Raw genomic sequence first — 25,404 nt, forward strand, 5'->3', positions numbered from 1 at the left:
TATCCTTTTACCTAGATGATATTATATATATGTTACCCAATCTTATAAAAAACATGAAACTGTTTAGATACATAGTAAATTGAATTATTTTTGGAAATATTTGTGTGTTCATCCCCAGTTCGTTGAATATATTTCTAATCTCATGTATATAAAGCTCATTAAAGCTAATTATAAAAGGAGTGAATTTCTTAGTGCGATTTGAGCTTTCTTCCGACGGCATGTGTTTGCAAAAATGCTGTAAAAAGCAGCAACAAAAACTTAAAACTTTTTTAATCCTGAATTGATAACACTTGGGATATAGAACAATTTTCGGGATTGGGATGGTTCAAAAAGTTAATCTATTCAAGCCTCTTGTCTCTGTATTTCTCTGCCAGTTTGCAGGGGCGATAGGTTCGGGATTTACAGCATCGTCTCTTGAAAAGTGGTATCTTTTGCTGGAAAAGCCGACTTTTACCCCTTCTTCCCAAGTATTTTTCCGGCCTGGGTCATACATTATACACTTATGGGAATCTCATTTTATGCACTGATGGAAATCTCATTTTATGCACTGATGGAAATCTCATTTTATGCACTGATGGGAATCTCATTTTATCTTTTCTGGGAAAAAGGATTGCAAGAACAGAAAGTTAAAAAAGGATGCTTATTTTCGGAGTTCAGTTAGGCCTTAATGTTTTCTGGTCTTTGTTATATTTATTAAAAAAGTATTATTTAAAACTGATTTATTTACAACTATTTATTAAAAATTGGTTATTTAAAACTCACCTATTCAAAAAGGATGGTTTAAAATTCGCCTATTCAAAAATGTTTTTTGTCAAGGTCGATTTTATTCTCCCTGGACCCACGATTTTATAGTGGAGTCCTTGAATAAAATCCTTAATCACCAAAAAAAGCTGTAAAGAAAGTATACCTAGAAATCCAGAGTAAACTTTCATTTTTCAAATATTATTAATATAGTATTACAGAGCTCCACAGCCACAGCTTCTTCCCAAAAGGGTCGATATTCGGTGCTTCAAATGATGAATATCGTCTTCGGACATATTCTGAAGCTCTTCTTTATGCTCTTTTTCTATATGATCAAGTATAGTGTTTTCAACTTCTTCCAGTTCGTTGCCGGCAGCCATAAAGTTACATTTGAACCCCAGATCGCCGCATTTTATTATTTTCATAAAATCTCCTCTACGCAAACAAATCTTAATAGAAACGGTCTTTGTTAATTTAAATAAAAATATAATAAAGATTAATAGGATATAAAATTAAGTTTTTTAGAATTATTTACAATAATCTATTATTTCATTACCTTACTCAATCGGAACATACCTTGCACACGTAAAACCCTCTTTGTAAGGAACTGTGATAGTAAGCATTCCTTTATCGTTGACTGCAATTGCTTTTTCGGGATCTACGGGCCCATCCAGAAAAAAAGACCCCAAATACTCTACGGTTTTACTGAACGCTTTTATGTAAAAACTGTTTTCGTGCATTAAAATTGTGATGTCCTCACTTTCTACATCGGGAAGTTCAACTTCCAAAACAAGATTTTGACGTTTATCATCGTGATACATTGCTAGTATTGGAGTTTTCAATATTCTGGGTATTACACCTTCCATAGTATTCTCTCCCCCTGAAGAAGTTCCCCCTCAAATCTCTTCCTTTACTCGATTTTAACGTCCACTGCTTTCTCAAAAGGCTGCTGATAAGGTATCTTTACTTTAAGTACACCGTTTGAATAATTAGCGACCGCTTTTTCCGGTCTTACAGGACAGTAGACTGCGTAACTGTCTGCATATTCAACTCCTTCTTTGGTAGCTTTTACATAAAAACCGCCTTCGGTAATTTTAAAAGTAATATTTTTCTTTTCTACTCCGGGAAGGATTACTTCTATTTCCAGGTTTTCAGATTCATCATCAGGATATGCGCTGATAACCGGCGATAGTCGCAAAATATCTACCATTATTACCCCCAAAATAATATCGTCGATTAACATATTTATATGTATCATCCCCCATAAATCTAAAAATATGTAAGCTAGAACCATAATTGTTCAGTATTACTGAACATAGATCCATTGTTATTTTAAAATAGAAGTCTAACTGTTAGCTTAATTAACTCTTGTTTCAAAGCAGATTCCATAATATAAAGATATCTTTTTTTAAAGTACTTTTATTATTTATATATAACGTAATAAAGAAAGAATTTTTTAGTAGAAAACAAAAACGGAAAATTATAAGGGTCACACTTCAATAAATAAGATTTAACCGGGGAATTTATCAGGCATCTTAGAAACTTATAGACAAAAAACAAGCAGCGTTTCAGAGATTAGTTTAGAAACTCTATTTCCTATTTATATAAACCATCTGAAACATAACTACTTGTGTAAACTATTAAGATATTTATTCAAACTCAATAGTTTCAGAAAACTACTTACTAAATTTATACCCATTTAATAGGGGTCTTACGTTGGGATCTAATATAAATGACAAGAGTGATCCAATACGGTAGAGGGAAGGGGTTGATTCACGTATGGACGATAATGTCATAGAAGTAAATAATCTTGAGCATTCATACGGTTCTGTAAAAGCTGTTAACAATATCAGTTTTACTGTAAAACAGGGGGAGATTTTCTCATTCCTTGGTCCAAATGGAGCAGGCAAAAGTACTGTGATTAATATTCTTACGACACTCAGGAAACTTCAGAAAGGCGAAGCCAGAGTTAACGGATATGATGTCGCAAAGGAACCAAACTCCGTAAGAAGGTCAATAGGTATTGTTTTTCAGATGCTTTGCCTCGATCATGAAATGACAGTGTCCGAGAATCTGGAATATCATGGTAGAATCTATTCGATGAAAAAAAAAGAAAGAAATAAACGAATCGAAGAACTTTTAAAGCTGACAGATCTGGAAAGTAAAAAGGACACTTTGGGGAAAGATTTGAGCGGTGGAATGAAGCGAAGGCTTGAGCTTGCAAGAGGGTTAATGACAAAACCTGCGGTTCTTTTCCTTGATGAGCCGACGATAGGTTTCGATATCCAGACGAGGATGAGAATGTGGGAATACCTTAGAGAGATTAAGAGAGAGGGCACTACTATATTCCTGACAACGCACTATATGGAAGAAGCCGATCAGTTGAGCGACAGGATAAGCATAATTGACCATGGGGAAATAATCGTAACCGGAACCTCTGATGAGTTAAAGAATAAACTTGGTAAAGACCTTATTTACCTGGAAACAAGTGATAATAAGGCTGCTGCAGAGGTTTTAAAGTCGCTTGAGTCAGTTAAAAGTATAACAGAAGATACAAAATCCCTGAGAATTATGATAAGGGAGGATGTTACTCATGTGCTTCCTCAAATTATGGATGAAATTCGGAGAGAGGGGATAGACATTATAATCGTGAATATCAAAAAACCGTCAATGGATGATGTTTTTGTTCATTACACCGGACACGGGTTAAGAGAAGGCGACGAAGACGAAAAACAGCAAGGAATAGAAATGGTGGGGATTTCTAAATGAGCTTCGAATTTCGTGCTATATACTGGAGAGAGATGCTGAAATACTTCAGATATAAATCAGTACTCGTCACTTCAATGATCCAGCCTGTGATGTGGCTGGCATTTTTTGGGCTTGCTATGTCAGATAGTTTTGACAAACTAACTTCACTTGTTCCAAATGAACCCGGAGTTCCCGTAGTCAAATATATTACCTACATGGGTGCAGGAATAATTGCAATGGATGTGCTGTTCAGCAGTTTGTTTGGAGGCACTACCCTTATGTTTGACAAAAAATTTAGCCTTTTGAGGGAAACTCTTGCAAGTCCAGTTCCCAGGTCCCATATTATTCTCGGTGTTGGCCTTTCCGGTGTGACTAAAGCCCTCTTTCAAACTTTTATAATAATAGGGTTCGGAAAACTTGTAGGAATGGAGTTCTTTAAGGGATATACACTTATTGAAACTTTTATCGCAATAGTAGGTATTATGTTACTGGTAGCGATTTTTACTCTTGGCTTCCTTTTCCTGTCAGGTTCAATTGCAATTACCGTTGAAAATCCGGAGGGAATGCAGTCTATTCTCACCCTGGTTAGTATGCCCATTTTCTTCGTCAGTAACGCCCTTTATCCTATTGACGGATTTCCTACTATCCTCAAGGTTCTATCAATGTTTAACCCGCTGACCCTTCTAGCAGGCGGAATTCGTTATTTTGCTTTGGGAACCAATTTCTCTGTGATGGGAAATCACTATATATATACACCAGTTGATATAGTCGTGTCTTTCCTGGGCCTCATTTTCTTTGCCCTTATAATGTTATCTGCTGCTATGTGGAGGTTTAATAAAGTAGATATATAATATTCCCAATTTACTTATTTTATTTTTTAGATTTTCCAGAGAGTTAGTAAAAAGAGCTAGTCAGATTTTTTTAACAGGCAAGTTTTATACTTATTCAAAGTGAACTACCCCTCCTAAACTCATCTCAAAGCTCAGAGTTTTAAGATGGGGGCTTCCCTGGTTCATTCTCCAACATGCCTACAAGTCACACAAGCACTTCCCTGCGCTTCGCAGGTGACAGAATGTGATAAACATGGTATACTTGAGTTAATGATGTCGGTTTCCACCTTTTTTGTGGTTCTACCTCTGATCACTTCATCTACATTGGTATCGTTCAAGCTGCAAAGTAGGTTTCTACCTTTTCCGTAACTCTACCTCTGACCCTAAGAGTGGTGTGTATCTTATATGCTCACCACCTAGCTTGGTTCTCGTATCAGCTTTGGGTGATAATACAACAATATATGAGCCTATCCCAAAGATATTTTATTCTTAATCGTCGAGGGGTTTCAAAGATATTTTCATTATCTTGTGTTTGATTGAATATTAGAAATATAAGGCCCAAGAAGCAAATTTCAAGTTATGGGATGAACTCTATAACAGTGTTCAAAAAAGGAATGAGTTTATAGAGTCAATAATGAGAGATGGATGGGGAGCCGACGGCTTTCATATTCCGCCTGTCATTTCCTGACGACAGTCAGAAAATGTCGAGGAAGGGGACTTCACGCCTTATTATTAAAATGGGATTCCTAATCCGAGTTCCGTAATGACCATCGGTATCTCCAAAGGCTTTAATTCCGGCTAAACTGTCCGTACTGAGTCTTGATATTTCACTCGTTTCGGCTTTACGTAATTACAAAACAAGATCTGCAAGAAGAACTTTTACCGGAGTGCCCTTTCCAAAAATAGTAAAATCCAATTTTTAATAAAAAGTTTGAAATCTTTTTAATTATAAATATTTAAACCTCTTTCATATTAAAAAACTAAAAGAAATTCTTTTTAAAAATTTTAATTTTTTGCCTTTTTGTTATATATACCCCTAAATTACCTCCTTATCGGGTTCTTAAGTACAAGAATAGAGCTGAGATGCAAAGATTTATTCGGCTGAACTCTTATGGCTGTTCGATCAACAATTGAGTAGTTTCTCTATAAAAAACCTGAATCCAGTCACTTTTGCTAAGAAAAAAATGATACAGGTAACAAGCATGCATAAGCACGTAGTCTAAACCTGTATTGAGATCATTTAGAATGGTAACTGATTAATAAACACTGAGATCTACTTCACCTGGAGAACCTTCCAAAGCTACCAAAGCCCTGACCGCTAAAGTACATCATCTTAAACCTTATAATCTCTAGAAAAATGGTAATTTTAGTATAACTCAAATAAAACATTGACATTATAAGTCCCTCCACTTCTTTACTTTCAAAACTATCTCTTTTCAATTCATCTTCCTTCAATTAATTGAGTATCTTCTGCCAATTTAACTTGGTTCACGGACCACTCCAGATAGATGTGTTTTCGCCAAACCCCCTTAGACATCCATATTATATCATATTCCCAAGCTATACTCCCAGAATTTACTTTTGGAACTACAGGTAAGTATAAACAATCTTGAAGATTTCCAGCTAAAACATTTAGGGATTTAAAGGATATTATGTTTGATAGCTGGGCCATATATCAATATATATTAACTAATACTATCAAAATTGAGTATACTGAAAACCAATATTTCCAATAATAAATTACTAAAGAATATCAATACCAAAGTATACTTCAAATTTATATATAATGTGAAGAACGAAAACTCCTTACAAATAATAGTCTTTTAGTATTTAGAGATAGAATCTTTTGCTGCAATAATTGAATAGGATTCCCAAACATCTCGTTTCTTTGATTTCCATTTCAACTTCCCGGAGGTGAATGCCCGTTTAGGGGAAGTCACAGTGTTCAAAAAAGATTATACTTTTTGGATTTTCGGCTTTTTAAAAACAATTTTAAATTATAGACTGTTTCTTATCTCATATTTCAAAAAGTATGTTTGAAACGGTAGAAACCTTCGAAAGAATGAATATTAGGAAAATAAAAAAGAAGTAAAAAAGTGGTAATATTGCGTTTCTTTTGTAAAGAAGAAGTTACCTGAAAAACAGGCAACTTCATATGTTAGTATTATCTCTTAATCAGCATTATTGCTTAATCACAGTAGAAGAATTTAAAGCATTCAGCTATATATGTATAGGAAACCTTTGAATAGAAAATGCTGAAGGTCATAATTGAACTTCCCCCAATATATCAGTTAGTTTGTTTATTTCCCGTTATACCCTGGCTTTCTGCGATCGGGAAATATAAGACTTTATGGTCATTCCCTGCAGAAACCGCCTGATTTACAGCTTAATTAGCATTCCTACTTAGTCGCAGTAGAAGAATTTGAAGCATTCGGCCACATAGGAATAGCAGATATTTGAATAGAAAATGCTAAAGGTCATAATATCAGTTCCTCCAATTTTTCTTGATTGTTCATCTCCCGTTATACCCTGGTTTTCTGCGATAGGGAATATAAGCCCTTATGGCCATTCCCTGCAGAAACCGCCTAATTTACAGCTTAATCAGCATTCCTGCGTAGTCGCCCTGCTTAGTCGCAGTAGAAGAATTTGAAACATTCGGCCACATAGGAATAGCAGATATTTGAATAGAAAATGCTGAAAGTCATAATATCATTTCCTCCAATATTTTTCTGATTGTTTATCCCCCGTTATACCCAGGCTTCTGCAGTCTGGACATAGAATATCGTTGTCGTTCTCTGCAGAGACCTCTTCTATTTCTGCTTTAGAAACTCATTTAACAGAACTGGAAAAAGAAGCCAATGTCGTTTGTAAATGTAAAGAACTGGCCAAGGCTGAATCCAAAGACAATTACTGGTAATGTCATGGTTATTCCCTCCATAGTTTGTATTTTCGAAATCGATACTTGCATACTGTAGATAGCAATTTTATTTGCAACCGCTGTTCAATTTTGATATAATTTTTGTCTATCAAACCTCCAAATCACACGGCTACTGTCAGCCACTTAATAAGATTCATGGGGCGGATTTCCTCTTAGTTCAGGATCTACCGTTTAAAATTTTAGCTAACAGTGACTGTATATAGCTATATATACTAAATTATATAAACTCAATAGAAAATCATCTCCTTATAAATAATACTTCTAAAATGATTAGAGTAAATATTTTACATACATGTATATGTTTTTTTAACTTATATAATGTTTAGAAGTTTAAAATTTACTACCACTTAGATCTAAATATTAAATTGTCTTCGCCGGTCCAAAGAAGAAATTCTCTAAAATGTCTGGTGCAACCATCTGAATTCTGCCATCGTCTTTTTAGAAAAGATGTAATATAAAAGCAGTATAAATTAATTAGAACAAATACCGGAAAAAGACTATAAATTTTTTAAGAAAGGTCTCTAATCTCATTAAATAGTTACAGCTATCTGTTTTCACTGCTTCTATTTTGGTGGATTCCGGTTACAGAAATTTTTAGAAAAGAACAGCGCTCTATACTGAAAAATTTCATCAAAATGTCCAAAATAATATATCAAACTTTTAGTTTGAAAATATAGTTTTAATCTCTTGTTTTCAAAGACAGAAATCAGCAGCTACATACCTTCAAATTGGCTCTTTAGGCGAAAATTAAGAAAGCATAAGTTAAAATGGACTGTTTTACATAATGAGTAAAAACGTTGAAATTATTCAATGTAATCCATTCATCACATTTCAGTAACTTTGGGGAAGGGGGATATGAATATTATCAAAAATAGTTTACCTGAGGATGGATTCCCGATTGTCGACGTTTCCAATGTCAGGGAAAGTTATGTACTTGGGAGTCTGGAAATTCCCGTGCTCTCATACGTCAATCTCAAAACGGAGAGAAGAAAATTTCTGGCTGTAATGGGCTCATCAGGTACAGGAAAAAGTACTCTTGTGAACCTTATAGATTATTACCTTGACAGGCCTACTGCAGGTCAAGCTCTTGTAAAGGATCATGACCTCAATAGAATGCCAGATCAGGAGCTTGCCCACCTGAAGGAGCTTGAAGTTGATTTTGTATTTCAGACTTTTAATCTTGTTCCGTACCTGACTGCCCTGGAGAATGTTTTGCTCCCAACCTTTGCTAATTCAAGAATTAATATTGATCCAACAAGGCGTGCAAGGGAACTTTATGAAGTTATAGGAATTCATAACCACATGCATCACAGACCAGGAGAACTTTCAGGAGAGCAGTCCCAGTGGGTTTCAATTGCACCGCATATTAACGATCCTGCAATCCGTCTTCCGGATGAACCTACTGGAAATCTTTACCTCAGAACAGGGGTCGAAGTCCTTCGTATATTTAAGGGTTTGAATAACGAAGGCAGAACAGTAGTAATCGTCACACACGACCCCGAAATTGCAAAATATGCTAACAGAGTCATCCTGGTAAAAGATGAAATAATTCAATACAATTGAAGGTGAAAGTATATGGAAATGATTAAGAAGCTTACTGTAACAATTCTTTTTCCTTTGCTTTTGATTTCCTTGCTTTTTGCAGTTCCTGCCTCTGCAGCTGTTGGAGGAGCCAATCTGAAAGTTACAATAGTCGAAACAAACCCCTATCCTGCAAAAATAGGAGAATACCTGACTTTAACCGTTCAGGTAGAAAACATAGGAGGGGACAAAGCTGACAACGTTGATATCGAAGTGGTACCTCAATATCCTTTCTCTCTTGATTCAGAGGCAAATGCCCTGCAGAATGTTGGAGTCCTCAATCCTGGCAGAACTGCTACAAAGGAATTTTACCTTTTTGTAGACAAAAATGCGCAGAAAGGGGTCCGCTCCATTGACATCAGAACAAAAACAGGTAAAAACAGTCCCTGGAGTGAAAAAAGCTTTGACATACGAATAGGCACTGAGACATTTAACAGTAAAGGTACAGTTGAACTTAAAGAATTTGTCTCGGATCCCGAGGTTTTCATGCCCGGAGACAGGGGTACTGTCACGGTAACTCTTAAGAACACTGCAAGTAATCCTACTGTTACTATTGGTGGGAGTGACTTTGATACCAATGCCAGGATTCAGGCTGCAGTTTTAAGACCTTTATCCGATGGGATAATCGTCCTTGATGCTCCTTACGGAGATATGGGTCTTCTGGGGCCCGGAGATAGCATCAAATTGACTTTCAATGTTAAAGTTGCAGAAGACGCTCCGGAAGGAACTCACAACTTTGAACTTGCAATAGAGGGAAACTCCTTCGATTACAACAGCAGAAAGAATATTCCTCTCAAGGTCGATTCTGCAAACATAAGAGTGATTCCTTCAAAAGAACTTCAACTGACAAATGGTGAATCTACAATTGAGTTCGACGTAGCGAACACTCATCCGAACGAGTTTAGCTCGGTAAGTATAAAACCTGAAGCAGAGGGCATCACCTTTTACCCTGTAGAATATTTCATAGGGCCAATGAATCCGGACGAACTTTTTACGATTGAATTTAATGCCGTTGCAGACGATTCGTGGGGTGCCAGTAAGGAAGGAGAGATAGACATGAACCTTACCGCAAACTACAACAACGGAATCAACAGACATGCAAATACGGTAGGAGACCTGAAATTTATAGATACTTCAGAGTCACCTGAGTCTAATTCAACAGCCGTACTGGCAGGTGGACTTATTATAATCTCTGTTCCTGCAGCTTTCTTGTTCTACAGAAGAAGGAAACAATAATTAAAGAAAAGGTTAGCTGACATCATATTTGTGGGGGAAAATATGATAAAACTTACACAGGCAGCTCGTATAGCCGTTGGAAGTATAGGTAGTGCTAAGCTAAGGTCTGCACTTACAACACTGGGGATAGTAATTGGCATAGCTGCAGTAGTCGTTAATGCATCTCTTGGTGCCAGTTTTAACCAGTTTTTTACTGATGAGATCTCTTCTGTAGGCTCTAATTTTATTATTGCAGCTAGCGAACAGCCAAATCTCTTCTTTGATAACGAGTATAATCTAATGAAGAATACGCCGGGAATTTCCGGGGTATCTCCAAGAAAATCAATGAGTGGGGATCTTACATATCTTTCTGAAACTAAAAATGTGAATATTGCAGGAGTTAACAAAGATTTTCAGGAAATTCAGGGACTTCAAATGGAAGAGGGTACTTTCCTGACGGACAAAGATAGTGCTGCGGCTGTCCTTGGATATGACATTGCAAATGATGAGTTCAGTAAGAATATTTCCCACCGGAGCACTGTAGAGATCGCTTTTCGACAGGAAAACGGTACGGTTGTGACGAAGAGTTTTAAGGTAAAAGGAATATTGAAAAATTCCAAGCCAACTGTTGTGAGTGAGGACAGCGACTATGATTTGACAGTTTTCATTCCCGTTTCTACAATGAATGAAATGATCGGGGAAAAAGACTATGGAGCTTTCCTTGCGATGGCAGACAGTCCTGAGAAAATTCGTGATATTTCAGATGACGTGGATAGCAGATTAGCCAGGAACTTCGGAGTCCCGGAAAGAGATATTGATGAGGAGGATTTAAAACCCTATTACGTCTTTAATCAGGAGGAAGTTCTTGAGCAAACTGGAAAAATAGGAGACGCTTTGAGTTCTTTCCTGCTCGTTCTTGCTCTAATATCTCTATTTGTGGGCTCGATAGGAATTATGAATATTATGCTTGTAACCGTAACTGAAAGAACCAGAGAAATCGGGATAATGAAATCCGTAGGCTATAGCAATTCTAATATTCTATCACTTTTCTTGCTGGAATCTGTAATGGTCAGTTCCTTTGGGGGGCTCGTAGGTACTGTAATCGGTGGCCTGGGAGCTTATGCTCTTGAAATTACCCTTAAGCTTCCTCCTGTTTTCCCCTTAGCATTGATCGAAATAGGGATTGCAGTCTCGGTTCTTGTTGGGATAACTGCTGGTCTTTATCCTGCAAGAAAAGCTGCACGCATGAATCCTGTTGATGCTTTAAGATATGAATAAGAATCTGTCCCTTTAATAGGGCTACTCTGCCTGGAGAATAGCCCTTTTTCTTTTTCAATCCTTTCTTCGTGATCAGTTCAATTAGATATTGATGGGATAAAAATAGTTTCAAAATACCTTCATAAAGAGTAGCTCCACGGATCCACTTAACAAATTTAGCGCAGTGCAAAATCACTCTACTGTTAATATTTAAAACATAAAAATTAGAATAGACTATATTTTAGGAAATAAAGAATATATAAAAATTAATTTGCATATTTGAAAAACAAAGGGGTAGATATGAAAACAAAGATTTCGATTAAAGACGATTCTGTTCCCGGGAATTTAATCTTGGCGACAGAAACCGCAAATTCCACACTTGAGGTAGAACTGCCCTCTCGAGAAGGCCTCGTTAATTCAAATGAAGAATCGTTTAAATGTAAATTGGGCCGTTCGAGATATCTACAAAGTGACGAAACACATAAGACAGCGTCTCCCATCATTCAAGTTATTGATATCAAAAAGAGCTATATCCTTGGAGATCTGGAAGTTCCAGTTCTTCGTGATATCAACCTTAAAGTTCGGGAGGGAGAATTTCTTGCCATAATGGGACCCTCTGGCTCAGGTAAGAGCACACTTATGAATCTTATAGGTTTTCTTGATAGGCCTACAGAAGGAACAATCATAATTAAAGGCCTGGATATCAATAAACTATCTGACAAGGAAGTTGCCAGGCTCAGAGGGTTAGAAATAGGTTTTGTTTTTCAAACATTCAACCTGATCCCCAGGCTTACAGCTCTTGAAAATGTTGAGCTTCCCACCTATGCTAACACAAGAAGTGGAATCGATACTCATGAAAGAGCAAAGGAATTACTTAAACTCGTGGGTCTTGAGGATCGAATGCACCACAAGCCAGGTGAACTTTCAGGTGGTCAATCCCAGAGAGTTGCTATCGCCAGAGCTCTTATCAATGACCCTGCGATCCTCCTTGCAGATGAGCCCACTGGAAATCTGGACTCGAAAACAGGCTGTGAAATTCTAAATATATTTAGAAAACTCAACGAAGATGGAAGAACAATTGTAATGATTACTCATGATCCGGAAATTGCAGGATATGCAAACAGGATAGTGCTCGTAAAGGATGGAATAATTCAAAATACGGAATAATATAGGGTGTTATTACGGAATAATATAGGGTGTTATATCTCCAAACTCAAGCTAATCGGGGTGTGGAATTAGAATGATAAAAATCAAAAGTTTACTTGTCCCTCTTGTATTGTCTTTGCTTTTAGTTTCCTCTTTTTTTGTAGCCCCCGCCTCTGCATCTGTCAGGGGGGCCAATCTGAAAGTTACAATAGTCGAAACAAATCCCTATCCTGCAAAAATAGGAGAGTATCTGAATCTGACTGTTCAGGTGGAAAACATAGGAGGAGATAAAGCTGACAATGTCGACATCGAAGTTGTACCTCAATATCCTTTTTCTCTTGATTCAGAAGCAAATGCCCTGCGGAATGTGGGGGTTCTCAATCCTGGCAGGACCGCTACGAAGGAGTTTTACCTTTTTGTAGACAAAAATGCGCAGAAAGGAATCCGTTCCATTGATATCAGAACAAAAACAGGCAAAGACAGCCCCTGGAGTGAAAAAAGCTTTGACATACGAATAGGCACTGAGACATTTAACAGCAAAGGTACAGTTGAACTTAAGGAAGTTACTTCGGACCCAGAAGTTTTCATGCCGGGAGACAGGGGTACTGTCACGGTAACTCTTACAAACACTGCAAGTAATCCTACTATTACTATTGACGGAAGTGACTTTGATACCAATGCCCGAATTCAGGCTGCGGTTTTGAGACCATTATCTGAGGGGATAATCGTTCTTGACGCTCCTTATGAAGATATGGGTATCCTGGGGCCTGGAGATAGTATCAAACTGACTTTCAATGTTAAAGTTGCAGAAGATACCCCGGAAGGAACTCATAACCTTGAACTTGCAATAGAAGGGAACTCCTTCGATTACAACAGCAGAAAGAATATTCCTCTCAAGGTTGATTCTTCAAATGTCAAGGTAATTCCCTCAAAAGAGCTCCAGATAGTAAATGGTGAATCTACTCTTGAATTTGATGTAGCCAATACACACCCGAATGAGTTTAGCTCGGTAAGCATAAAACCTGAAGCTGAAGGCATTAAATTTTACCCTGCTGAGTATTTCATAGGACCAATGAATCAGGACGAGCTTTTTACGATCGAATTTAATGCAGTAACAGACAATGTATCTAATGCCAGAAGGGACTCCTACGAGCCTATAAATCTAACACTTTCCGCAAATTACGGCAACGGAATAAATAAGCATGAAAATATAGTCAGCAATATGTATATTCAGTATATTGATGAAATTCAGGGTGGGAGTTCGGGGATACTTGTTCCAGGCTTACTACTTGTTGTCATTGCCATTGCAGGTATGCTAGTTTACAGAAAGAAGAAACAGAACAGAAAATGAACATTTAGAGAAACAAAAACTTCCGGGAAATTAATGTTTAATATTTTAAAAAAGAGCGGAAGGTGGTGCAGCTCAGATAGATCTCCTGAAACATACAGGGCAGTTTCAGGCTGCAATCGACCTTTTTGGTTCTATCCGGATAAAGTGTGCAAACGATTATAAGTCCTGGTTTTAGCCACTCTCTTTTCAAGGTATGCCTTTACTATTTTATTGGAAGAGTAAAGATAAACGTGCTGCCTTTTTCTCCCTTTGATTCCACCCAGATTTTTCCTCCATGAAGATCTACGAAGTTTTTAGCAATATAGAGGCCAAGTCCAGTTCCACCGTATCCCCTAGTTGTGGAAGAATCTGTCTGAATAAAAGGCATAAGCATCCTTTCATGATCCTCCTTTGATAACCCTATTCCGCTATCAGAAACTTTAATCTCGAGCATCTCTCCTTTTTTGAGGGCGCTTACGGTAACCTTTTTCTTTTCAGGAGTGAGTTTTATAGCGTTATTCATTAGACTGTACAGGATCTGTCTCAGCTTTGTCCTGTCTGCCCGGATGTTCTCAAGAGAAGCATCAACCTTTACTTCTACACTGACTTTCTTACTTGAGGCAAATGAGAGGAGACTCATTCTGACCTCTCCTAAAAGGCTGGCAATATCCACATCTTCATAATTAAGGTTATTTTCCCCGGCTTCGAGCCTTGATATATCGAGTAGATTACTGATAATTTCTAGAAGGTTCTTCCCGCTTATGAGAATATTACTTACATATTTTGATTGCCTAGTGTTCAGGGACCCAAAAGCTCCTTCCAGCAGCAAATCGGAGAAACCTATTACCGAATTAAGAGGAGTCCGAAGCTCATGGTTCATATTAACTATCAGCCCACTTTTGGCCCAGTTTGAAACTTCTGTATCTTTTTTTTCTTTGAGAAAATTATTATTCAGCTCTATGTTTTCGTTCAGACTTTTCAAACTCTCCAATTTCCCTTTTCTTTTGGCAAAAAAGTTGCTTTCCTCCATTAATTCGAGCAGGACTCTACCTGAAAGTTCGTCAAGAGGAATGGTATAGAGAAGTGTGATGCTTTTATTCTTTTCCAAAGCCATTGTTTCAACGGCCTTTCCACACGTCTCAAGACAGGGCTTAATAGAATTTCCAGCGTTTTTAATCTCTAAATTTGTTCTAAACCCTGAAAATCCTCCAGAAAGAGTTTTTAGATATCCTTTTTCTGCGAGTTCTTTTACTGCTGAAGCAAGAAGAATAAGATCTTCCGGGAGCGGATTAGCCGGCAGAAATTCTAGCTGAGAGGAAGCGAGATAATACTCAACATTCACTCCTGCCTTCATAAGTTCATTTTTTGCCCCTTCAGCGGCCATTTTATCCGGGGAAAACCATAAGCAATATTCTCCCCCTTCAAGTCCTTCCTTAAAATAGGTAACAAATAATTCTATCAATCCTTCGGTATCTTCATACACGGCAGAGATCTGGTGACTCTGCGGAACTTTTAAAGAAGGTCCGGAGTCTTCAGCAATATTCATCCTCAAAATCTTTCCCCTCCATATTCTAATTGCGTTTCAACATTATGCAACTGGGCTTGAATAGGGTATGAGATAGAGTCTAAAGAGGCAAATTTTAATGTTCAGCAATTTCAGGCAACTTAAGCGCTTTAAATCAGTTAAATAATTCAGGGCAACACAATCCTCTTTCTAAACTTATGATACTTATACATACTCTTCATTTTTTATAAGTATATTGCTAGCATATATAAGAATCCGCGTTTATACTGTTCTTTTAAAAGCAATTTATCGTATATTCGGGAATTAGTATTTACTGAGATTCCGGAAACCTTACAAAATGGCATCGGACAACATGGGATCATACAAAATGGGACCAGAAAAAAATGGAACCTGAAAAAAATGGAACCAGAAAAATGGAACCAGAAAAATGGAACCAGAAAAAATGAGATCATACAAAATGGAGCCAGAAAAACGAAATCTGAAAAAATGAAAACCGAAGAAATACGTTTTAATTTTAACTACTCGCAATTATTCGCAACTACTCACAACTATTCGCAAACGTATTCTGTATTTCCCTACTGCGGCTGAAGATTGAAGCTCGACTTATGTGAAGTTTTAGATAGAGTTACGGCATCAAGGGTGGAGACTCTCCTTTCATAATTCTTTCATTCAAACTTATACTGGGAATTTATTTCTCGGAAGAATTATACCTTAATTAATATATTAATTAAAACCGGAATACTAATTATGTATCTTGGAAATAAATAAAGATAGGATTTTTAATTTAATTTTTCCGGCAGAATTCATACTATTAATTTAAGCCGGTGCTAAAAGATTTATCTGCGCAGCTTTGAGGAGGACTAAAATACGGAGATTGGAGAGAAAAGGGCTATTGGAGCCAGAAATTTTCTTTACCCTATGCCCACTACCCTCGTAGGGGCTCGTGTAAATGGAAAGCCGAATTACCTGACAGTGGCTTTTTGCGGAGTCGTACAAGCAAGCCCTCCCATGATCGCGGTGACCCTTGGGAAAATTCACCATACAAATGAAGGAATAAGGGAAAACCAGTGCTTCAGTGTAAATATTCCTTCTCAGGACATGGTGGAAGTTACGGACTACTGCGGCATAGTCTCTGGGAAAAAAACGGATAAATCCGAAATTTTCGAAACCTTCTACGGAAAACTTGAAAAAGCCCCAATGATCCGGGAATGCCCTGTAAATCTCGAGTGCAGGCTTATAGACATTCTGGATCTCAGAGGCGCAAGTGAGGTTTTCATAGGGGAGATTGTTGAAAGTTATGCAGAGGAAAAATATCTCTGTAATGAAATTCCGGATATCGAGAAGATCAAGCCTATAGTTTTTTCCATGTATGATAATAATTACTGGGGAATAGGTGAGCACCTGGGCAAGGCCTGGTCCATCGGGAAAAATTTTGCTGAAGGCTGTAACGAAAAAAAAGCTGAAAACGATAGATGATACGCTGTAGTAAAACTCCAAGACGAGAGAAAGGAAAATAAATCTTATTGCAAGCGTGACCGGAAGGAAATAAATAAAAACGCATAACTGTATAATTAGCTTAATAACGGGATAATTAACCCAATTACGGGATAATTAACCCAATAACTGCACAATTAGCCTAATAACTGTATAATTAGCCTTTTATCGGAAAGGCTATTGGAAATATTCTTTTCAGCTCAAAGGTTTTTCAGCTCAGATGTTCTTTATTCAATGGGAAAGGGGGATTACACATAAAAATAACAGTATTCAGCGGGAGCCATAAGGGCAGGGAAGGAAACACTCTAATTATGGTAGAGGAATTCCTGAAAGGAGCAGAAGAAGCCGGGGCAGAAACCGAAAACATTTTCCTGATCGAAAAGAGAATTGGATATTGCAGGGGAAAATTCGAGTGCTGGCTCAAAACCCCTGGAAGTTGCACAATCAGGGACGATATGGATGATCTGCTTCCCAAATTTGTAGCTTCAGATATTGCAGTATTCGCATGTCCCGTGTATTTCGATAATATTCCGGCTGTTATGAAAAACTTTATAGATAGACTTACTCCTGTGCTTGTGCCTCATTTTGAAGAAGACGAAATGGGAGAGTACAGGCACGCAAAACGCTATGAAAAACTTCCAAAACTCGCCGTGATATCAAACGCCGGGTTGCCGGGCCAGACTAACTTTGAGGTTGAAAGCCTTTTCTTCAAGCGGCTTGCAAGAACGTTTCACACTGAACTCGTTGCTGAAATTTACAGAGGAGAAGGAGAAATCTTCAGGGGCAAAAACAATATCATGCTAAAACCTCTCCTGGGAAAGTATAAAAAAGCCCTCAGATACGCAGGAAGAGAACTTGTAGAGAACCAAACACTCTCAGAAAAAACCACAACAGAACTCGAAAAATCAATTGTACCTGAAAGCCTGTACATAAACTTCGGAAACGAAGAATGGGACCGGCTGTGCGAAGAAAATAAGGTTGACTGAACAGTGCTTGCAAAGACATGAAGAAATTGCAGACCTATGGATACTAAAAGTGGATTAAAAACAAGCCTTTTCAAAAAAAGCTTGCCCACAACCCTTTTAAAAAAAGGCTTAACCGCAACCCTTTTCAAAAAAGGCTTGACCGAAAACCACGAGCCAATATTTGGGTTTGATGAACTTATCCCCAAACCCTATCGGCGTGATCACAACCCTTTTCAAAAAAAGCTTGACCGAAAACCATGAGCCAATATTTGGGTTTGATGAACTTATCCCCAAACCCTATCGGCGTGATCACAACCCTTTTCAAAAAAGGCTTGACCGAAAACCATGAGCCAATATTTGGGTTTGATGAACTTATCCCCAAACCCTATCGGCGTGATCAACCGGCGCAACGGTTGCGGGTCAACGGTTGCAGGTCAACGGTTGCGGGTCAACGGTTGCTAAAAAAGCCTTCTGGCTGTTCTTTCTGGCTATTTATTACTTAGTCTCCAAACCGCCTTCCACAAGGTCTTCCAGGCTGTGTTCCATGTAAGGGGCATTGCTCCTGTTGATCAGTTCCTGACAGACTTCTGCCGGATCTCCATCCATTGCAAGGGCTCCGTTATCAATCAATATAGCCCTATGGGCAACTTCCCGAACAAAGTCCATGTGATGGCTTACAAGCACAATGGTCGTGCCAAAGCGTTCGTTGATTCTTTTTAAAGAGTTTGTGACATCCCTGAGAGTTACAGGGTCAAGGTCTCCAAAGGGTTCATCAAGCATAAGATATTCGGGAGAGGTTGCAAGGCTTAAGGCAATGAAAGCCCTGACATGCTCGCCCCCGCTGATCTGGTAAGGAGTTTTGTCAAGAATTTCCATTGGCAGATCAAGGGCTTCGAATACCGGCCTTGCATAGGCATCAACATCAGTTATCGGGATCGTCGGGAAGAGGTCAAAATAGATTGTGTCATTCAGATTGAGTTCCCGCAGAGCGTTTTCTTTCTCTTCTTCTGGCATGTCAGGCAGGCGGTATATAGTATCAAGGGTCTCATCCGACAGCCCTATTTCCCTTGCTTTGCCCCTTGCGTGTTCAATTGCACCTTGCTTTTTCATGCTTAACCTGAACCGAATCTGTTCCCTTACAGTGGAATTCACAGACATAGAGAATTCCTGGTTCATAATACTCATGATCCTGCGGAGTTCCATGCGTTTTTCGCTATACCTGGTGACATCTACCCATTCTTCATTGCAGAGATATTCGACGGTTCCACTCTTTTGCTTTACAAGCCCTTCCATGAGTTTCATAAGGGTTGTTTTTCCAGCTCCCGATGACCCGATAAAAGCCAGAATTTCCCCTCTGTAAACATCGAGAGAAAAATCTTTGATATTCAGGACTTCTCCCATCCTGATGATGGAATAGCGTTTTGAAATGTCCTTAACTTTAATACAGACCTCTTTCTTCTCAGGTTCCACAAGCTTTTCCTTTGGCTTCATATCCCTGAGGAAATTTTTAAGTACCAGAGAAGGTTCTCCTTCGGCTGCAATTTTCCCGTTTTCAAGGAAAATCAACCTGTCGGCAAGATAAGCGTGAATTTCCGGAAGGTGAGAAACTACTATAATTGGGATGTTCAACTTCTTTTTCAGGCTCTTTATTACATCAAGAACTTCCTGTTTTGTATCCGGCCCGGTCATTGTAACAGGTTCATCGAGAAGAAGGAGTCTCGGCTTTGCGGCAAGCTGCCTTGCCATTACAACTCTCTGTTTTTCCCCTCCGCTCAGGAGATTGGTGGAATGAAGCGCCTTCTCCTCCAGGCCCACCAGTTTTAGATACTCCATTGCTTCTTTAAACAGCTCGTCGTAATCAGTATCTACACTATGCGGGAGATATTCATTCCGTGGAAGAGATTCATACCCCACTCGGAGGTAGTTCAGCTTTCTTATAACATTTTCAATCGCAGGCCCGTTCCAGAGCCCGAAGTTTCGCTGTAGGTGTATTGCGCTTACGCTCTTCAGAAATTTTTCCCCTTCAATTCCTGAAGCAGGCGTTATAATTTCTCCATCTACTTCCACAGTTCCCTCCTGAAAGGGCTCAACTCCCCGGAAGATGCGCAACAATGTCGACTTTCCGCTTCCGCTTCGACCTGTTATCCCAAGGATTTCTCCATCCTCCACCGTGAAGTCGATATGGTCCAGCACTCTTATCTTTTCGGAACGTACCTCATAATCTTTAACCAGGTTGGAAACTCTGAGCATAATCATACCTTTTAGTGTTAATCGTGTAAGTTAATGCCTGACCCGAAATATATTCTGCAATTCTGCCAATTGCGCGTGATAACTTATCTTTATCACTGCAATTTTCGGATGCTTTTGCGCCAGTATAATTTATACTAAAATAGGAGTCAAATATTACCTTATAACTATTTATTACAATCGGCTGCTGTAATTTAACACGAACAGTCTTAAAAACTAATTAGGAAAACTCAAAACTTTCTGAGACATACCACACATCAATTTAGAGCTAAAACCTTAGAGCTAAAACCTGCGCTCCGGAGAAAAGTACCCTGAAAAAAGAAGTAATTTAGAAGAGTAGTAGAACTACATAAGTCTTAAATAATCTTAGATAAGATCTAATAATCATATATATAGTTTAATAATCTTAAATAAGTTTTAAATAAGTCTTAAATAAGTTCTATTATACTTAAAAGCAGGCAGCATATCCTGAATCATTTTTTAAGGGTTCATCTTTTTATTGCTGATACAAGCTCAGCCACTTTTACAGTAACATCCCTTACTTCTTCAAGAACGGTGCCGGTAACTATCATATCCGCACCTGCCAATGCACAGAGTTTTGCAGCCTCTGCGTCTCTAATCCCACCGCCAACAATGAGTTTGTTTTCCCCTAGAACTTGCTTGACAGCTCCTATCATCTCAGGGTTGATAGGCTTGTCAGCTCCTGACCCGGCTTCAAGGTAGGTATAATGCATGCCGAGGTATTTACCTGCAAGGGCATATACTGCGGCAAGTTCAGGTTTCTTTCTGGGGATCAGTTTTGCGTCCCCTACCCAACCAACAGTCCCTCCGGGTTCAACTATAAGGTATGCCATGGAGATAGGTTCTATCTGACTCTGGTATACAAGCGGAGCTCCCAGAACCTGGTTTGTGATCACATACCCTAGATCTCTCGAGTTCAGAAGACTCATGAAAAATACGGCATCTGCATACCTGCTAAGTCCGGCTGAACTTCCAGGGAAAAGAATGGTTGGGACATCTACCTTTTCTTTTATCTTTATGACGGTTTCATCAAGCAGGGTTCCCGACGCTCCGGTTGAGCCCCCTATCATGATGGCATCAGTGCCCCCCTTGACTGCTGCAAGGGCGATTTCAGCGGCTCGTTCAGGTGTTTGGGAAGCGGGATCGATAAGGGTAAGATGAACTTTTCCTTCCTGATCAATGATTTTCTGAAGGTGTGCTTCCACCTGCAAAAAAGATCATGCTCCCTTGGATTCCTTGGATTTTACCCGAAGAGCACTGTAGCCGCATTTTCTGCAGCGGGTTGCCCTTATTGCATTCCTTGCATTGCATCGCATGCAAATTTTTTTATTTAATAATCTTTCTTCTGCTTCTGGAAAACGACCCATTTTTGTCACCTGCTATTATTTTTCAATATTGATAAGGTATATAGCCCGCTTAATGGATGTTAAGGGATATAACGTTTTTCATCAAAAAAGTCCGTCTTTTATTGAGTTTGCAAGCTTCCTTTCTTTTATTTTTAGAATAACCATCGTTTTTCTTATTCTGAGAACTCAAAGCTTATTTATTGCTTACGTTGTTTATTCTCTGCCCTGTGGCTTAACCAGGCTGAAGCTGTAATTAAGTTGACATTGGACTGTGTCAAAGTTAACATTGAAATTATATAACGATGATAATTAGTTACAGATAAAATCGGTATTTAAAGCTAAAATCAGTATTTAAAGCTAAAATCGGCATTTAAAGCTAAAATCAGTATTTAAAGCTAAAATCAGTATTTAAAGCTAAAATCAGTATTTAAAGCTAAAATCAGTATTTAAAGCTAAAATCAGTATTTAAAGCTGAAATCAATATTTAAAGCTAAAATTGGCATTTAAAGTTAAAATCGGTATTTAAAGCTAAAATCGGTATTTAAAGCTAAAACCCTCAGGTTTTAAGTATAATTCCATGTTTAATTTAACCTTTCAGGGTTTATTTAATTTCTTTGTCTTATAAATGGTGATTTATGTGTTGATTCATCCTATAGACTATCGGTATGGTACAGCAGAAATGAAACATGTATGGAGCCAGGAAAACAGACTTAATAAGCTCCTTCAAGTCGAAGCGGCCCTTGCCCGAGCCGAAGCGGATATGGGTTTGATCCCTGCAGATTCGGCTGAGATTATATCTGAAAGTATCTCTTCCGTAAAAGCTGAAAGGGTTGACGAAATTGAAGCCGAAATCCATCATGATATGATGGCTGTGGTCACTGCGATTTCTGAACAGTGTAGAGATGATGCTGGAAAATGGGTACATTTCGGAGCCACTTCAAACGATATTCTAGATACGGCAACAGCTCTCCAGATTAAGGATGCAATCGACCTTATGGAAGATAAACTCAAAACTTTTCTCGGAGTTCTGCTTGACAAGGCTGAAGCCCACAAGAATACGGTCTGCTGTGGAAGAACCCATGGACAGATAGGGGTTCCGACAACATACGGCCTGCGTTTTGCCATATGGGCTTCGGAGATTTCAAGGCATCTGGACCGTCTCCATCAACTCACTCCAAGAGCGACTGTAGGGCAGATGACAGGAGCAGTCGGGACCCAGGCTGCGTTTGGAAAAGCCGGAATTCTAATCCAGAAACTTACAATGCAGCACCTTGGAATTGGCGCTGTTGATGTTTCCAACCAGATAATTCAGAGGGATAGGCACGCTGAATTTGTAATGTGGATGGCAAACACGGTCACGACTCTGGATAAGATAGGTATAGAAATAAGAACCCTTCAGCGCAGTGAAATTGCCGAGATTGAGGAAAGTTTTGGAAAAAAACAGGTTGGCTCATCTACTATGCCCCATAAACGTAATCCCATAAAGTCCGAGCAGATATGCGGACTTGCAAGAATTGTAAGGGCCATGGTTGAGCCCGAACTCCTTAACAATACCCTGTGGGATGAAAGGGATCTGACCAATTCTTCTTCCGAGCGGGTAGTTTTCCCTGAAGCCTGTGTGCTTACAGACCATATCCTCAAACTAGGGATAAACGTAATTGAACACCTGAAATTCTATCCTGAAAATATCCGGAGGAATCTGGAACTGCTAAGAGGCCTTAATATGGGAGAGGCCGTAATGATTGAGCTTGCAAAAAGAGGAGTAGGCAGGCAGGAAGCCCATGAGCTTGTGCGGACTGCAGCAATGAAAGCCCACGATACGGGACAGCACTTCAAAACTGTGCTTCTGGAAACTCCTGATATTGCAAGATATTTAACTGCTACAGATATCGAAAATCTCGTAAATCCCGATAAATATATAGGAACTGCAGTGGAACAGGTTGAAGTACTTGTTGCAAAACTTCGTGAGGCTTATTCTCTCTAACGTACTTTTTCTAACCTTTTTTAATATTTTCTCTAACCTTTTTTAAGGTTTCATTTAATCTTTTTAACTTTTTAATTGAGTACACAGGTGAACGATATTGTTTTCTCTAGCCAGCGTGGTCTCGTGTTACTTTTCATAATTTTCTTGAAAGTCTGAATGAGCTGCTTACTGCCCTATATTTTTAGATATCATTGAGGAGTTAGAAGCCGCCTGACCAGAGATCCTGAACCATTTTATTCCTGCAGATTCTGCTTGAAAACCTCAAGATTTTCCCAGTTAAATTTATCCGGAGGGCAGGCTCGGATACATTTCTGGCAATGAGCACCTTCACAGAGGTCAGTGCTTATCATAATCCTGTTTTCGTCGTCAATTGATATGGCGCCAGTTGGGCAGACTTTAATACACTTTTTGCACTCGGGGCAATCGACAACCATCGTCATGTAGGTTCCGACTCTTTCAAGTACATGAAGCCCTTCTTCCCCAAGAACTGGAATATCTCTCTCCACACGTTTATCGATAATGGGATTCTGTATCGGGTCTTCCAGGCCTGGAAGCTCTTTCTTTTTGAGATATTTCTTGAACATTTTAAAGGGCATACCTTCCTCCCAGTATGCAAGTTCGAGAACATATACGTCCCGGAATTCCGGAGCAGTCGCAAACATTATGTGTGTACCTATTATCTGACTTGCAATATCCTGAAGCTCCCATAACCTCTTTTCCGACAGCAAAATTTCACGGGCTACTGCAAGTGAAGTGTTTCCAAGCTGGGAGATCTTTCCTGTTGCGTACGGGATCAAACCGATTTTCTGGGCTTTTGCCGCATCCATATATGTACCGGCAGCACCTGCCATATAAGCCGCATCGATGTCTGCCATTTCGATACCTGCGGTGGAACAGAGAGTAATATGCCCTGCACGAATTGCGCCTATAGCTTTTCCGGCTTCCTTCAGGTCTTTTTCAGAGAAAGTCATCCGGTTTTGCAGATGAATAAGCCCATCTGGAGTGTTAATCTTTGGAAGCTCTATAAGGCCACGTTCAATTCCTTTTTCTATCAGAGCTATGACCCCGGTACCTGTGATTCCTTTGGCTTTGATCTGACCTTCCTCAAGGATTTCCCCGGTTGCCGGATTTATTACATCTCCGGGAACTGGTTTCATTTCTTCACTCAGAACGTAGTTCCTTAATCCCCCATTCTCGAATTCAAAATCTGATATAACGTACGGAGACGCAAGGTTTCCATGCCTTATCTGCTGTCCTTCAAGGGCAGGGCCAGCAGCTGCAGATCCCGTATAAATAATATCCTTCACTTTGAGGGCCATCTCTGCATTTGTTCCGTAGTCCGTGGCAATTGAAATTTCGTCGCTGTCAAGCATTCCGGATTTTATAATCAGGGCAAGGGCATCGGCCCCAACTTCATGTTTTATTGCAGGAGGAACTACGATCTCACAGTCATACTCATCAAACTCGGAAATTTCGCTGCTATGTATGATTCTCGCGCTTCTGTCCTGCTCCTGTATATTATACTTCTTTTTCTTCCGCTCTCCTGCATAAGCCAGGTCTTCAATGCTTATCCCCTGAAAGATGGATAGCTGAATTGGGTTCCCACATATTGAAAGTCTTTCAAGTTCTTCGCTTTTCACATCAAGAGCCTGGAATAGGTTCTTTACTGCATTTATAGAAAGTCCATGTGCGAGATCCTGGCCATAGTGAATTGCGAAATCCATATGATCCATCACATTAGCTCCAGGAAGAGGATTCCTCAAAGTTATCACTGTTCTTCGGATCTCTTCTGTATCAAGATCGATTTTTTGAGCTCGATACCCACTTGTTCCAAGGTCAATTGCAACTCCACATCTCATAGAGACTCCCCAAATTCTCCCAATTTCACCGGTACTTTGGTGTATTATATAGCTGTTTCAGATTTATTTATACATTATTTTGAAAAATAACGTATAAATAAATAGGGTGATTTATTTCTTAATACATATCTTAAGTCCCTCTTGTTAAGCCCCTCTGAATCTATTATGACTTACGCA

Annotated in this window: 22 protein-coding genes; 13 read left to right on the top strand and 9 right to left on the bottom strand. The window is 38.9% G+C overall.

The features are described from left to right. The first annotated feature begins 290 nt into the window (after positions 1 to 290). Positions 291 to 527 (top strand): hypothetical protein, encoded by a 237-nt coding sequence (locus tag FXW07_RS13970; protein ID WP_229395959.1) that lies wholly within the window; start codon positions 291 to 293, stop codon positions 525 to 527. Between the two features lie 429 nt (positions 528 to 956). On the opposite strand, the gene FXW07_RS13975 is transcribed toward FXW07_RS13970, so the two are convergent. The 3 genes from FXW07_RS13975 to FXW07_RS13985 all read right to left on the bottom strand — a co-directional run bounded on the left by FXW07_RS13975 (position 957) and on the right by FXW07_RS13985 (position 1,951). Further along, positions 957 to 1,166, bottom strand: coding sequence for a DUF1059 domain-containing protein (locus FXW07_RS13975; RefSeq protein WP_229395960.1), 210 nt, complete (start codon positions 1,164 to 1,166; stop codon positions 957 to 959). Positions 1,167 to 1,298: 132 nt separating this feature from the next. Continuing rightward, positions 1,299 to 1,607 carry an Hsp20/alpha crystallin family protein gene (locus tag FXW07_RS13980; RefSeq protein WP_048122956.1) on the bottom strand — a complete coding sequence of 103 codons (309 nt, stop codon included), beginning with the start codon at positions 1,605 to 1,607 and terminating at the stop codon, positions 1,299 to 1,301. Positions 1,608 to 1,651: 44 nt separating this feature from the next. Then, positions 1,652 to 1,951, bottom strand: coding sequence for an Hsp20/alpha crystallin family protein (locus tag FXW07_RS13985; protein ID WP_229395961.1), 300 nt, complete (start codon positions 1,949 to 1,951; stop codon positions 1,652 to 1,654). Positions 1,952 to 2,520: 569 nt separating this feature from the next. On the opposite strand from FXW07_RS13985, the gene FXW07_RS13990 reads away from it, so the two are divergent. Together FXW07_RS13990 and FXW07_RS13995 are read left to right on the top strand one after the other, a co-directional pair. Then, entirely contained in the window at positions 2,521 to 3,510 is a 990-nt protein-coding gene (locus FXW07_RS13990) for an ATP-binding cassette domain-containing protein (protein WP_229395962.1), read from the top strand. Then, a complete protein-coding gene (locus tag FXW07_RS13995; protein WP_048122962.1) occupies positions 3,507 to 4,340 on the top strand; it encodes an ABC transporter permease in 834 nt (277 codons plus the stop codon). The genes FXW07_RS13990 and FXW07_RS13995 overlap by 4 nt, the downstream gene beginning before the upstream one ends. A gap of 1,257 nt (positions 4,341 to 5,597) precedes the next feature. On the opposite strand, the gene FXW07_RS14000 is transcribed toward FXW07_RS13995, so the two are convergent. After that, positions 5,598 to 5,774: a hypothetical protein gene (locus tag FXW07_RS14000; protein ID WP_229395963.1), complete on the bottom strand. Its 177-nt coding sequence runs from the start codon at positions 5,772 to 5,774 to the stop codon at positions 5,598 to 5,600. Positions 5,775 to 8,112: 2,338 nt separating this feature from the next. Here FXW07_RS14000 and FXW07_RS14005 point away from each other — a divergent pair. The 5 genes from FXW07_RS14005 to FXW07_RS14025 all read left to right on the top strand — a co-directional run bounded on the left by FXW07_RS14005 (position 8,113) and on the right by FXW07_RS14025 (position 13,807). Then, positions 8,113 to 8,820: an ABC transporter ATP-binding protein gene (locus tag FXW07_RS14005; protein WP_229395964.1), complete on the top strand. Its 708-nt coding sequence runs from the start codon at positions 8,113 to 8,115 to the stop codon at positions 8,818 to 8,820. Positions 8,821 to 8,832: 12 nt separating this feature from the next. After that, complete coding sequence (locus tag FXW07_RS14010) at positions 8,833 to 10,074, top strand: COG1361 S-layer family protein (RefSeq protein ID WP_229395965.1); 1,242 nt, start codon at positions 8,833 to 8,835, stop codon at positions 10,072 to 10,074. 42 nt (positions 10,075 to 10,116) lie between these two features. Next, positions 10,117 to 11,331: an ABC transporter permease gene (locus tag FXW07_RS14015; RefSeq protein WP_229395966.1), complete on the top strand. Its 1,215-nt coding sequence runs from the start codon at positions 10,117 to 10,119 to the stop codon at positions 11,329 to 11,331. Positions 11,332 to 11,610: 279 nt separating this feature from the next. Further along, on the top strand, positions 11,611 to 12,477 hold the full coding sequence (locus tag FXW07_RS14020) for an ABC transporter ATP-binding protein (protein WP_276573352.1): 867 nt from the start codon (positions 11,611 to 11,613) through the stop codon (positions 12,475 to 12,477). 73 nt (positions 12,478 to 12,550) lie between these two features. Further along, on the top strand, positions 12,551 to 13,807 hold the full coding sequence (locus FXW07_RS14025) for a COG1361 S-layer family protein (protein ID WP_229395967.1): 1,257 nt from the start codon (positions 12,551 to 12,553) through the stop codon (positions 13,805 to 13,807). 202 nt (positions 13,808 to 14,009) lie between these two features. Here the strand turns inward: FXW07_RS14025 and FXW07_RS14030 are convergent, their stop codons facing one another. Beyond that, positions 14,010 to 15,332 carry an ATP-binding protein gene (locus FXW07_RS14030; protein WP_229396014.1) on the bottom strand — a complete coding sequence of 441 codons (1,323 nt, stop codon included), beginning with the start codon at positions 15,330 to 15,332 and terminating at the stop codon, positions 14,010 to 14,012. Positions 15,333 to 16,229: 897 nt separating this feature from the next. Here FXW07_RS14030 and FXW07_RS14035 point away from each other — a divergent pair. From FXW07_RS14035 to FXW07_RS14050, 4 genes are all read left to right on the top strand, one after another. Then, entirely contained in the window at positions 16,230 to 16,787 is a 558-nt protein-coding gene (locus FXW07_RS14035) for a flavin reductase family protein (protein WP_229395968.1), read from the top strand. 278 nt (positions 16,788 to 17,065) lie between these two features. Continuing rightward, positions 17,066 to 17,791, top strand: coding sequence for a flavodoxin family protein (locus tag FXW07_RS14040; RefSeq protein WP_346655665.1), 726 nt, complete (start codon positions 17,066 to 17,068; stop codon positions 17,789 to 17,791). A gap of 36 nt (positions 17,792 to 17,827) precedes the next feature. Beyond that, on the top strand, positions 17,828 to 18,031 hold the full coding sequence (locus tag FXW07_RS14045) for a hypothetical protein (protein WP_229395970.1): 204 nt from the start codon (positions 17,828 to 17,830) through the stop codon (positions 18,029 to 18,031). Between the two features lie 17 nt (positions 18,032 to 18,048). Further along, on the top strand, positions 18,049 to 18,273 hold the full coding sequence (locus FXW07_RS14050) for a hypothetical protein (protein WP_229395971.1): 225 nt from the start codon (positions 18,049 to 18,051) through the stop codon (positions 18,271 to 18,273). Here the strand turns inward: FXW07_RS14050 and FXW07_RS14055 are convergent. From FXW07_RS14055 to FXW07_RS14065, 3 genes are all read right to left on the bottom strand, one after another. Continuing rightward, entirely contained in the window at positions 18,266 to 20,020 is a 1,755-nt protein-coding gene (locus FXW07_RS14055) for an ABC transporter ATP-binding protein (RefSeq protein WP_229395972.1), read from the bottom strand. The genes FXW07_RS14050 and FXW07_RS14055 overlap by 8 nt on opposite strands. 485 nt (positions 20,021 to 20,505) lie before the next feature. Further along, positions 20,506 to 21,249: a geranylgeranylglyceryl/heptaprenylglyceryl phosphate synthase gene (locus FXW07_RS14060; protein ID WP_048122980.1), complete on the bottom strand. Its 744-nt coding sequence runs from the start codon at positions 21,247 to 21,249 to the stop codon at positions 20,506 to 20,508. 6 nt (positions 21,250 to 21,255) lie between these two features. After that, the gene (locus tag FXW07_RS14065; protein WP_011305703.1) at positions 21,256 to 21,405 is read right to left on the bottom strand and encodes a 50S ribosomal protein L40e; all 150 of its coding nucleotides are present in this window, start codon (positions 21,403 to 21,405) and stop codon (positions 21,256 to 21,258) included. Between the two features lie 616 nt (positions 21,406 to 22,021). Between FXW07_RS14065 and purB the strand changes: the two genes are divergently transcribed. Then, positions 22,022 to 23,368 carry an adenylosuccinate lyase gene (purB, locus tag FXW07_RS14070; RefSeq protein ID WP_229395973.1) on the top strand — a complete coding sequence of 449 codons (1,347 nt, stop codon included), beginning with the start codon at positions 22,022 to 22,024 and terminating at the stop codon, positions 23,366 to 23,368. Between the two features lie 233 nt (positions 23,369 to 23,601). On the opposite strand, the gene FXW07_RS14075 is transcribed toward purB, so the two are convergent. After that, a complete protein-coding gene (locus FXW07_RS14075; protein WP_229395974.1) occupies positions 23,602 to 25,227 on the bottom strand; it encodes a methylamine methyltransferase corrinoid protein reductive activase in 1,626 nt (541 codons plus the stop codon). Positions 25,228 to 25,404 lie beyond the last annotated feature (177 nt).

The sequence above is a fragment of the Methanosarcina sp. DH1 genome (assembly GCF_020804205.1).
Taxonomy (GTDB): Archaea; Halobacteriota; Methanosarcinia; order Methanosarcinales; family Methanosarcinaceae; genus Methanosarcina; species Methanosarcina vacuolata.

Coding starts and splice junctions, on each gene's coding strand:
- FXW07_RS13990 (WP_229395962.1), top strand. CDS start 2,521: ATGGACGATAATGTCATAGAAGTAAATAATCTTGAGCATTCATACGGT.
- FXW07_RS14035 (WP_229395968.1), top strand. CDS start 16,230: ATGCCCACTACCCTCGTAGGGGCTCGTGTAAATGGAAAGCCGAATTAC.
- FXW07_RS14050 (WP_229395971.1), top strand. CDS start 18,049: ATGAACTTATCCCCAAACCCTATCGGCGTGATCACAACCCTTTTCAAA.
- FXW07_RS13980 (WP_048122956.1), bottom strand. CDS start 1,607: ATGGAAGGTGTAATACCCAGAATATTGAAAACTCCAATACTAGCAATG.
- FXW07_RS14075 (WP_229395974.1), bottom strand. CDS start 25,227: ATGAGATGTGGAGTTGCAATTGACCTTGGAACAAGTGGGTATCGAGCT.
- FXW07_RS13985 (WP_229395961.1), bottom strand. CDS start 1,951: ATGGTAGATATTTTGCGACTATCGCCGGTTATCAGCGCATATCCTGAT.
- FXW07_RS13975 (WP_229395960.1), bottom strand. CDS start 1,166: ATGAAAATAATAAAATGCGGCGATCTGGGGTTCAAATGTAACTTTATG.
- FXW07_RS14005 (WP_229395964.1), top strand. CDS start 8,113: ATGAATATTATCAAAAATAGTTTACCTGAGGATGGATTCCCGATTGTC.
- FXW07_RS14010 (WP_229395965.1), top strand. CDS start 8,833: ATGGAAATGATTAAGAAGCTTACTGTAACAATTCTTTTTCCTTTGCTT.
- FXW07_RS13995 (WP_048122962.1), top strand. CDS start 3,507: ATGAGCTTCGAATTTCGTGCTATATACTGGAGAGAGATGCTGAAATAC.
- FXW07_RS14020 (WP_276573352.1), top strand. CDS start 11,611: ATGAAAACAAAGATTTCGATTAAAGACGATTCTGTTCCCGGGAATTTA.
- FXW07_RS14015 (WP_229395966.1), top strand. CDS start 10,117: ATGATAAAACTTACACAGGCAGCTCGTATAGCCGTTGGAAGTATAGGT.
- FXW07_RS14065 (WP_011305703.1), bottom strand. CDS start 21,405: ATGGGTCGTTTTCCAGAAGCAGAAGAAAGATTATTAAATAAAAAAATT.
- FXW07_RS14030 (WP_229396014.1), bottom strand. CDS start 15,332: ATGAATATTGCTGAAGACTCCGGACCTTCTTTAAAAGTTCCGCAGAGT.
- FXW07_RS14025 (WP_229395967.1), top strand. CDS start 12,551: ATGATAAAAATCAAAAGTTTACTTGTCCCTCTTGTATTGTCTTTGCTT.
- FXW07_RS14055 (WP_229395972.1), bottom strand. CDS start 20,020: ATGCTCAGAGTTTCCAACCTGGTTAAAGATTATGAGGTACGTTCCGAA.
- FXW07_RS14045 (WP_229395970.1), top strand. CDS start 17,828: ATGGATACTAAAAGTGGATTAAAAACAAGCCTTTTCAAAAAAAGCTTG.